Annotated in this window: 8 protein-coding genes and 1 pseudogene; 7 read left to right on the top strand and 2 right to left on the bottom strand. The window is 74.6% G+C overall.

Annotated features, from left to right (window positions below):
- Positions 1-1117: pseudogene (locus VNL12_RS16915) on the top strand (hypothetical protein); the annotation flags it as partial.
- Entirely contained in the window at positions 1114-2010 is an 897-nt protein-coding gene (locus tag VNL12_RS16910) for a hypothetical protein (protein ID WP_325596117.1), read from the top strand. The pseudogene VNL12_RS16915 and the gene VNL12_RS16910, both read left to right, overlap by 4 nt.
- A gap of 47 nt (positions 2011-2057) precedes the next feature.
- Here VNL12_RS16910 and VNL12_RS16905 read toward each other — a convergent pair whose 3' ends face one another.
- Together VNL12_RS16905 and VNL12_RS16900 are read right to left on the bottom strand one after the other, a co-directional pair.
- Positions 2058-2732, bottom strand: a complete 675-nt coding sequence (locus VNL12_RS16905; RefSeq protein ID WP_325596116.1) for a response regulator transcription factor — start codon at positions 2730-2732, stop codon at positions 2058-2060.
- A complete protein-coding gene (locus VNL12_RS16900; protein ID WP_325596115.1) occupies positions 2729-4120 on the bottom strand; it encodes a sensor histidine kinase in 1392 nt (463 codons plus the stop codon). The genes VNL12_RS16905 and VNL12_RS16900 overlap by 4 nt, the downstream gene beginning before the upstream one ends.
- A 93-nt stretch (positions 4121-4213) precedes the next feature.
- Between VNL12_RS16900 and VNL12_RS16895 the strand changes: the two genes are divergently transcribed.
- The 5 genes from VNL12_RS16895 to VNL12_RS16875 all read left to right on the top strand — a co-directional run bounded on the left by VNL12_RS16895 (position 4214) and on the right by VNL12_RS16875 (position 8824).
- Positions 4214-4876 carry an ABC transporter ATP-binding protein gene (locus VNL12_RS16895; protein ID WP_349257874.1) on the top strand — a complete coding sequence of 221 codons (663 nt, stop codon included), beginning with the start codon at positions 4214-4216 and terminating at the stop codon, positions 4874-4876.
- Complete coding sequence (locus tag VNL12_RS16890) at positions 4873-5298, top strand: hypothetical protein (RefSeq protein ID WP_325596114.1); 426 nt, start codon at positions 4873-4875, stop codon at positions 5296-5298. Before VNL12_RS16895 ends, VNL12_RS16890 begins: the two co-directional genes overlap by 4 nt.
- A complete protein-coding gene (locus tag VNL12_RS16885) occupies positions 5295-6323 on the top strand; it encodes a hypothetical protein (protein ID WP_325596113.1) in 1029 nt (342 codons plus the stop codon). Before VNL12_RS16890 ends, VNL12_RS16885 begins: the two co-directional genes overlap by 4 nt.
- 176 nt (positions 6324-6499) lie before the next feature.
- On the top strand, positions 6500-8239 hold the full coding sequence (locus VNL12_RS16880) for a CTP synthase (RefSeq protein ID WP_325596112.1): 1740 nt from the start codon (positions 6500-6502) through the stop codon (positions 8237-8239).
- A 3-nt stretch (positions 8240-8242) separates the two neighbouring features.
- Positions 8243-8824, top strand: coding sequence for an NUDIX hydrolase (locus tag VNL12_RS16875; protein WP_325596111.1), 582 nt, complete (start codon positions 8243-8245; stop codon positions 8822-8824).
- Positions 8825-8890: the final 66 nt, after the last annotated feature.

Raw genomic sequence — 8890 nt, 5'->3', positions numbered from 1 at the left:
CCTCGGCCTGGTCCGCGTGGACCGCCTCGGCTTCGCGCCCTACCTGCTCCTCATGTTCCTGGGTGCGGCGGGGCTGGCGGCCACGGCCCGGTTGTTCGGATGGGGCGACGACCCCCGGCGCGCGGCCATGCGCGTGGCCCTGGTGCCGGTGGCCACCACCTACGGGGTGATCCTCATCGACATCGTCTTGGGGGGCCGCCTCCAGATCAACACCGCCTTCGGGTACTCGCCGGTCATCGCCGGCCGCTTCGCCGGCTTCGGCAACCCGGCCTACGCGCTGTTCTCGATGGGTGCCCTGCTGCTGGCCTGCGGGCTCTGGGTCCTCTTCGGGGGCGACCAACCCGGGTCCCGTCGGCGGTGGCTGTTGGGGGCGATCATCGGCCTCTTCGCCGTCACGGTGGTCGTCGACGGCCATCCGGCCCTCGGCTCGGACGTCGGCGGCATCCTGTCGATCATCCCGGCCGCCTTCATCGTCGTGTGGCTGCTGCTGGGTCGCCGCCTCCGGCTGCGGGTGGTGCTGGCGAGCGGGTTAGTCACCGTGGCCACCGTCGCGGTGTTCGCGGCCATCGACCTGGGGCGTCCGGCCTCGGAGCAAACACACCTCGGACGCCTGGTGCGCTCCACGGTGGGCGACGACGGGCTGAGCGGGCTGCTGACCGTCGTCGAGCGCAAGGTGAACGCCAACCTCACGATCCTCACCTCGTCGGTCTGGACCTGGGCCATCCCGTTGGGGCTGCTCCTCCTCGTGCGCTTCACGTGGCGTCGACCGCAGCTGTTCGAGACCCACCTCGACGACGAGCCATCCACCCACGCCTCCCTCTGGGGCGGCATCACCCTGAGCGTCCTCGGCATGGCGGTGAACGACTCGGGCATCGCCGTGCCCGCAGTCATGTTCACCCTCTTCCTGCCCTTCGTCCTCTACCAGGCCCTGTCCCCGGCCGAGCTCCCCGTCGACGGTGGGCGGGGAGGCCCGGCCGAGAAGGCGGATGACGGGAGAGGCGACAGCCCCGGAGGCGAACCGGCCCCCGACGGCCAGACCGAGGCCCGGGACAGCCAGACCGACGCCCCCGACAGCAAGGACGATGCCGAGGAGGCCGGAGTCGCGGCCCGCCCATGATCGCCCTCGGTGCCTTCGCCGTGGCCGGGATGGCCGGTCTCGGCCTGTGGTTGGTGAGCCGCTCGATGTTCGCCGCGCCGGTCGTGCAACGCCGTAACATCAGGGGTGTCGACGTGCCCGTCGGGGTCGGGGTCGTGATGGTGATGGCCGCGGTGGCGGTCGAGGCCGCTCTCAGCCTGTTCGACGTCGCCGGGCGCGACGCCGGGGCCGCGGAGCTGGCCGGACGACGCGGCACCATGGTGGCCGCTCTGGGTTTCGGCCTGTTGGGCTTGCTGGACGACCTGGCTGCGGACGGCGACGACAAGGGGTTCCGCGGCCACCTCGTGAGCATGGGCCGGGGCCGGCTGACCACGGGCGGGGCCAAGCTGGTCGGAGGGGGGGCGGTGGCCGTCGTGGCCGTCACCACCGGGGGAGCCGTCTCCGTCCCGGAGGCGCTGGTGGGCGCGGCCGTCGTGGCTCTCGCCGCCAACCTGGGCAACCTCCTCGACCGGGCCCCGGGCCGTACCACGAAGGTAGCTCTCGTCGCCGGGGCCGTGCTCGTGGCGACGACGGCCGCGGGGGCGCGGTCGGCGCTGACCGGGACGGTCATCATCCTCGGCGCGGCGCTCGGACTGTTGGCGTTCGACCTGCGCGAACGCCTCATGTTGGGCGACGCCGGCGCCAACGTCCTCGGTGCTGCCCTCGGCCTGGGCGCCACCATCGCCGTGGGGCTGCGGGCCCAGGTCGTCCTGCTGGCCGTGCTCGTGGGACTCAACCTCGCGAGCGAGGCCGTGTCGTTCAGCCGGGTGATCGACAGGGTGCCACCGTTGCGGGTGCTGGACCGCTGCGGCCGGCTCCCCCTCGACGGCGACGGGCCGGCCGGGTCGTCCCGGGGCCGACGCCGACCGCGGTAGGGGCACCCCGGCCGCCCGACGCACGCACGGGTCCGGTCCGGGCGCGGTCAGGAGCGGGGCGGAGGGAGGTCGTCCATGCGGCCCGACTGCCACGCCCAGGCCGCCAGCTCGACCCGGTTGCGGGCGCCGAGCTTGGGCTGGAGGCTGGCCAGGTGCGTCTTCACCGTCGAGGGCGAGACGAACAGCCGCTCGCCCACCTCGGCGTTGGTGTGGCCCTGGGCGACGAGGCGCAGCACGTCGCCCTCCCGCTCGGTGAGCGGCTCGGCCGGCTCGACGGCGGCGCGCCGCGCCGACGCGCTGGCGCTCAGGTGGCGCAGCAGGCGGGACGTCACCTGGGGCGACACCAGGGCGTCGCCCCGGCCCGCCGCCCGCACGGCCTCGACGAGGAGCGCGGGCCCGGCATCCTTCAGCAGGAACCCGGTGGCCCCGTGCAGGAGGGCGGCGTGGACGTACTCGTCGAGGTCGAAGGTGACCACGACGATGCGCTGCGGCTCGGCGACCTCGGGTCCCGCCAGCAGGCGGGTGGCCTCCAGGCCGTCGAGCGTGGGCATGCGGATGTCGAGCAGGGCGACGTCGGGGCGCAGGCGCCGGCACAGGTCCACGGCGGTCCGGCCGTCAGCGGCCTCGCCGACCACGGTGATGTCGTCCTCGGCCTCGAGGATCATGCGGAACCCGGTGCGCACCATCTCCTGGTCGTCGGCCAAGACCACCCGGATGGTCACGTTGGCGACGCCTGATCGAGGGGGTACCACGCCTGTACGCGCCAGCCGTGGTCCGGCGGCGCAGCCGGCCCGGCGACGAGGGCGCCGCCGAGGGCCTCGGCCCGCTCGGCCATGCCGACCAGGCCGAAGGAGGTGCCGGGGGGCGTCCGGTCCGGGCCGCCCACCGGCTGGCACCCGTCGTCGGAGACGGTGACGACGAGGGTGTCGCCGTGGACCCGGACGTCGACCTCCGCCCGGGTCGCCCCGTGCGCGTGGCGGTGGACGTTGGTGAGCGACTCCTGCACGATCCGATGGGTGGAGGCCGCCGCCGCGCCCCGGGCGACGGCCCCGGCCCGCGGCTCGACCCGGAGGTGCACCGGGAGGCCGGCGGCGTCGCTGCGCACGGCGAGGTCCTCGAGGCCGGACAGCCCGACCGGTGGGATGGTGGGTGCCACGTCGGCCCCGTCGGTGTCGCGCAACGACCCCACCATGGCCCGCATCGCCGCCAGGGCGTCCTTGCCCGCTCCTTCGATCTGCTCCAGGGCCCGGTCCGCGGCCCGCGGATCGCGGTCGGCGACCACCCGGGCGGCCTGGGCCTGCACGACGATGCCGGTCACGAAGTGCGCCACCATGTCGTGGAGCTCGCGCGCCAGGTCGAGGCGCTCGTCGCGGCGCGCCGCTTCGGCGGTGACCGCCTGGCGGTCATCGAGCTGCCGGAGGTAGATGCCCACCCCGACGCCCGCGGCGCCGAGCCCGCCGAAGATGACCAGGAGGACGCGCAGCACCCTCACGTCGGAGCTCCAGGTGAGCAGCCCGAGCGTGGCCACCGCGCCCGCTGCGACCAGGCCCGCGGCCCACGGGATCGGCTGGCGGCGCACGACCACGGTGAGGACCGCAGCGAGGGCGACGACGGCGGAGGTGGGCGGCACGGCCTCGGCCGAGGTCGTCGCCTTCACGACGGTGGAGACGAGGAGCACGGCGACGAGCCCGAGGAGGGCGCACCGTGGCGCCCCGCGCCGGAGGGCGACGGCCGTGAGGGCGGATCCGCCGCCCACCAGGATGAGCCCGTATCCGGTCCGGCCCTGGGCCGCGGCCAGGTCGGCCAGGGCGAAGAGGCCGACGACGCCGACGACGACGGCATCGGCGGCCCACGGCAGCATCCGCAGCACGCGACGCCAGAGGTCGTCGAGGGCCGCGCCGAGCCCCGGCCCTCCGGCGAGCGGGGGCGACGGCGACGCCTCGGGCGCATCCCACGGCGTCGGATCGTCGCCGGTCACGACCCCGATGTTGCGGACATCCGTCCCGGACCGGCTCGGCCGATCGGCCAGAGAGATGGGGCCGAACGGCCGAGGGGAGGTGGCCACGGAGCCGATGCGCGGCGTGTCGGTCCCGCGGATGCTGGGCGTCATGGACACCCCCACATCGCTCGACACTCGTTCCCCCCCACGGCCACCCCGGGCCGACGGCCGCCGACCGAGGCGGGCGGAGACGGCACCGCGGCACTGCGTGGACGCGACCTGTGGCGCCACTTCGGTGACGTCACCGCCCTCGCCGGGGTCGACATTGCCATCGGTCGGGGCGAGGCGGTGGCCGCCATGGGCCCGAGCGGGTCCGGGAAGACGACCCTGCTGCACTGCCTCGCCGGCATCGAGCGTCCCGACCGGGGCGAGGTGTGGCTGGGCGAGCAGCGGATCGACCGGCTCGGGGAGCGGGCTCGGACCCGCCTGCGGGCCCGCCGGCTCGGCTTCGTCTTCCAGTCCGATCAGCTCGTACCCGAGCTGCCGGCGATCGAGAACGTAGCCCTGCCCCTGATGCTCGACGGCCACCCGCGCCGGGTGGCGGTGGCCGAGGCCCGGCGCTGGTTCGGGCCGCTCGGCCTGGACGGGCTCGAGCGCCGCCGGCCCGGAGAGCTCTCCGGCGGCCAGGCCCAGCGGGTGGCCATCGCCCGCGCCCTCGTCGCCCGGCCCGCGGCGGTGTTCGCCGACGAGCCCACCGCCGCCCTCGATCGGGCGGCCGGAGCGGGCGTGATGGACCTGTTGGTCGGGTCCACGCGTGGCTCGGGCGCCGCCCTCCTCGTCGTCACCCACGACCCGGAGGTGGCTGCGGCGTGCGATCGCACGCTCCAGCTCCGGGACGGGACCGTGGTCGGGGTGGGAGAGCGATGATGCGCGTCCTCCGCCTCACGGCCCTCCTCTGCCTGCGGGGCGGCCGGCGGCAGCGGACGGTGCTGGTCCTCACCGTCGCCGGCGTGCTCGGCGCCACCGCCCTCGGCCTGCTGGCGCTGTCGGTCAGCCCCGCGCTCGGTGCGCGGGGCGACCGTGTGGCCTGGCGCACGCCCACCCCCGCCGCCGGACCGGCGACCGCGGTGCAGCAACGCCGCGACGACGTGGTCCGCGGGGACACGATCGACGTGGTCGTGCTGGCCCCCACCGGCGCGGGCACCGTCCCCACCCCGCCGGGCCTCGACCGTGCCCCCGGACCGGGTGAGGTCGCGGTGTCGCCGGCCCTCGCCGCGTTGCTTCGCACCCTGCCGGACGACGTGCTCGGTGACCGCTACTCGGCCCGCTCGGCGTCAGTCGTCGCGTGACGGGACGCTGGCCCCGCCTGGTGCGGCTGCTCAGCGTCCCGGTGGCGTGGGCCGTCCTGCTCGCCGCCGCCTCGTCGATGCGCGACGGCGGCGGGCCGCTCGGTGCCCTGGTCGGGCTGGGTGCCGTCATCGGCACGCTCGCGGTGGTGGGACCGTGGGTGACGTGGGTGATCGGGGCCGTGCTGACGGGCGTGAGCCGGGGGCCGGCGATGCTCTTGGCCGGCCGGAGCATCACCGACGACCCCCGAGGCACCTATCGGACGATCAGCGGCATGGTGCTGGCCGGGCTCATTGCCGGCTTCCTGTTCGCCATCATCCCGACGATCAGCCACGAAGACGCCCTCGAGCGATCGGCCGGCGCGGCGCGCCAGGCCACCTACTACGCGTACGGATCGTCGGCCGACGCCAAGGCCGACGCCATCGAGGTCGCGGTGGTGGCGGCCGAGCCCCGGGTGACGATCGAGCGCGACACCGGGGACGCAGCGGGGTCAGGCCGCCACGTGTCCGGGACGATCCGCCTCGGCGAGGGCGTCGGCCTCGACCGGGTCCGCACCGCCGTCGCCGTGGCCGACCCGGAGGCCGACCTCTCCTCGCCGGACGACGTCCGCGGCGAGACCCGGGTCCTGCTCGACGACCTGGGCCGGGCCAGTGTGGTGATGTCGCGCGCCGCGTTGGCGATGGCCGCGGCGTCGACGGCGATCGGATCCGCGGCGTCGATCTTCGACCAGCGCACGACCCTGGCCCGCCTCCGCCTGGTCGGCACCCCCATAGCAACGCTCCAGCGGGCCCGCCGTTGGCAGGCGGTGGTGCCCCTGACGGCAGCCACCGTGGGGGCCATGGCGAGCGGCGCCGCCGCCGGGCTGACGATGATGGCCGCCTTCGGGGCGGAGGACGAGCTGGTGGGCGCGCCCGACGTCAGGAGCATGGCCCTGCTCGGGCTGGCCGCGGTGGTCGCCGGCTTGGGCGCCGTCGCCCTCACCCGTCCCGTCCTGGTCGCCACCAGCCGCGGCACGCCTCGGGAGTGACGGCGCCGGTCGACGCCCGGGGCGGCCGGTCGGGTCGTCGCCGGCCGCGCCATCCGCCGGGGACGACAGCCCGCCGCGGTAGGGTGCACTCCCGTGGCCGTCACGGATCCCCCGCCCTTCCCGCCGCCGGCTCCGGGCCCCCGGCCCGCCGGGCCCACCGCGGGGAAGGTGCGTCGATGACCAAGCACGTGTTCGTCACCGGTGGCGTGGCCTCCTCGCTGGGCAAGGGCATCAGCGCGTCGTCGCTCGGTCGTCTGCTCAAGGCCCGGGGCCTGCGGGTCACCATGCAGAAGCTCGACCCCTACATCAACGTCGACCCCGGCACCATGAACCCCTTCGAGCACGGCGAGGTGTTCGTCACCGACGACGGCGGCGAGACCGACCTCGACCTCGGCCACTACGAGCGCTTCATCGACGAGAACCTGTCCCGGGCGTCCAACGCCACCACGGGTTCGATCTACTCGACGGTGCTGGCCCAGGAGCGGCGCGGGGACTACCTGGGGCGCACCGTGCAGGTCATCCCCCACATCACCGATGAGATCAAGCGCCGCATCCGCACCCTCGCCTCCGACGACGTCGACGTGGTCATCACCGAGATCGGCGGCACCGTCGGCGACATCGAGATCCTGCCGTTCCTCGAGGCCATCCGGCAGTTCCGCCTCGACGTCGGCCGCGACAACGTCTGTTACATCCACGTCACCCTGGTGCCGTTCATCGGTCCCGCGGCCGAGCAGAAGACCAAGCCCACCCAGCACTCGGTCACCGAGCTGCGCAGCCGGGGCATCCAGCCCGACCTCATCGTGTGTCGGAGCGAGGCGCCCATCTCCGACGGCTTGAAGCGCAAGATCTCCTCGCTCTGCGACGTGCAGCCCTCGGGCGTGGTCAACGCGGCCGACGCCGGCAACCTCTATGAGGTCCCTCTCATCCTCCACGACGAGGGGTTCGACGCCGAGGTGTGCCAGGTGCTGCGGCTCGAGGCCCCGGACCCGGACCTGACCGAGTGGAGGGCCCTCGTCGACCGCATCGAGGCGGCCGACCGCACGGTGCGCATCGGCATCATCGGCAAGTACGTCAGCCTCCCCGACGCCTACCTCTCGGTGGTCGAGGCGACCCGCCACGGCGGGTTCCACCACGGCGCCCGGGTGCAGATCGACTGGATCCAGGCCGAGGAGGTCGAGGGCCTGATGGCCAGCAGCCGCCTGGCCGACCTCGACGCCATGGTGATCCCCGGTGGCTTCGGCGAGCGGGGCACCGAGGGCAAGATCGCCGCCGCCGGCTTCGCCCGCGAGAACGAGATCCCGTGCCTGGGCCTGTGCCTGGGCCTGCACATGATGGTCGCGGACTACGCCCGCAACGTGCTCGGCCTGCCCGGGGCCAACAGTCGCGAGATGGACCCCTCGACCTCCTACCCGGTGATCGATCTCATGGACGACCAGCGCGACGTCACCGACAAGGGGGGCACCATGCGCCTCGGGGCCTACGTCGCCGAGCTCGAGCCGGGTTCCCAGGTCGCGGCGATCTACGGGCGCACCGTGGTCTCCGAGCGCCACCGCCACCGCTACGAGTTCAACCCTCGCCTGCGCCACCACTTCGACGGCTCCGCCCTGCGGCTCTCGGGCACCTCGCCCGACCGTCGGCTGGTCGAGTTCGTCGAGCTCACCGATCACCCGTTCTGGATCGCCACCCAGGCGCACCCCGAGCTCAAGAGCCGCCCCAACCGGGCCGCGCCGCTCTTCCGGGAGCTGGTGGGCGCGGCGCTCGAGCGGGCCGAGGCCCGCAACCCCCACCTCTTCGACGCGGATCGCATCGACACCGTGCCCCGACCCGCCCCGGTCACCCGCGCCGTGGGGTCCACCGAGCCGCTCGTCGACGTGACCGGCGCAGGCGTCCGCACCTCCGCCCCGCCCTCGAGCTGAGGGGTGGTCACCGCGGCGCCGGCGACGGGCGGATCGGGAGGGTTCCGGTACCTCGGTGAGGAGGAGATCGCCCGGTTGCACCGCGTCACCGTGGTCCGGGCCCGCTTCGCCGCGCCCGACGGCACCGAGTTCACCCGCGACGTCATCCGCGACAAGACGGTGGTGGCCGTCGTGCCGCTGCTCGACGACGGCGAGACGGTGCTGATGGTCCGCCAGTACCGGGGGCCGATCGACGCCCTCCTGCTCGAGATCCCCGCCGGGCTGTGCGACGTCGAGGGCGAGGACGACCCGGAGATCACCGCCCAGCGCGAGCTGGCCGAGGAGATCGGGATGCGGGCCGATCACCTCCACCTGCTGGCCCGGGTCCACCCGGCGGCAGGGCTGACGGACTGTTCCGAGCACCTCTTCCTCGGCACCGGCCTCACTGCGGTGGGCCTGGATCGCCAGGGCCCCGAGGAGGCGCACATGACGATCGAGCGGCTCTCGCTCCGCTCGGTCCCGCGACTCATCGCGGAGGGCGCCCTCACCGACGCCAAGTCGTTGATCGGCCTCCTCGCGGCGTGCGAGCACCTCGGCCTGCGGTGATGGGCGCGCCGGGCGGTCCCGCGCCGCCCGCCGCGGCCGACGCGGCCGACGGAGCCGACGGAGCCG

The organism is Iamia sp. (genome assembly GCF_035575815.1).
GTDB lineage: Bacteria > Actinomycetota > Acidimicrobiia > Acidimicrobiales > Iamiaceae > Iamia.
Note: the sequence above shows the minus strand (reverse complement) of the source record. Positions and strands in the feature narration are given on the sequence as shown.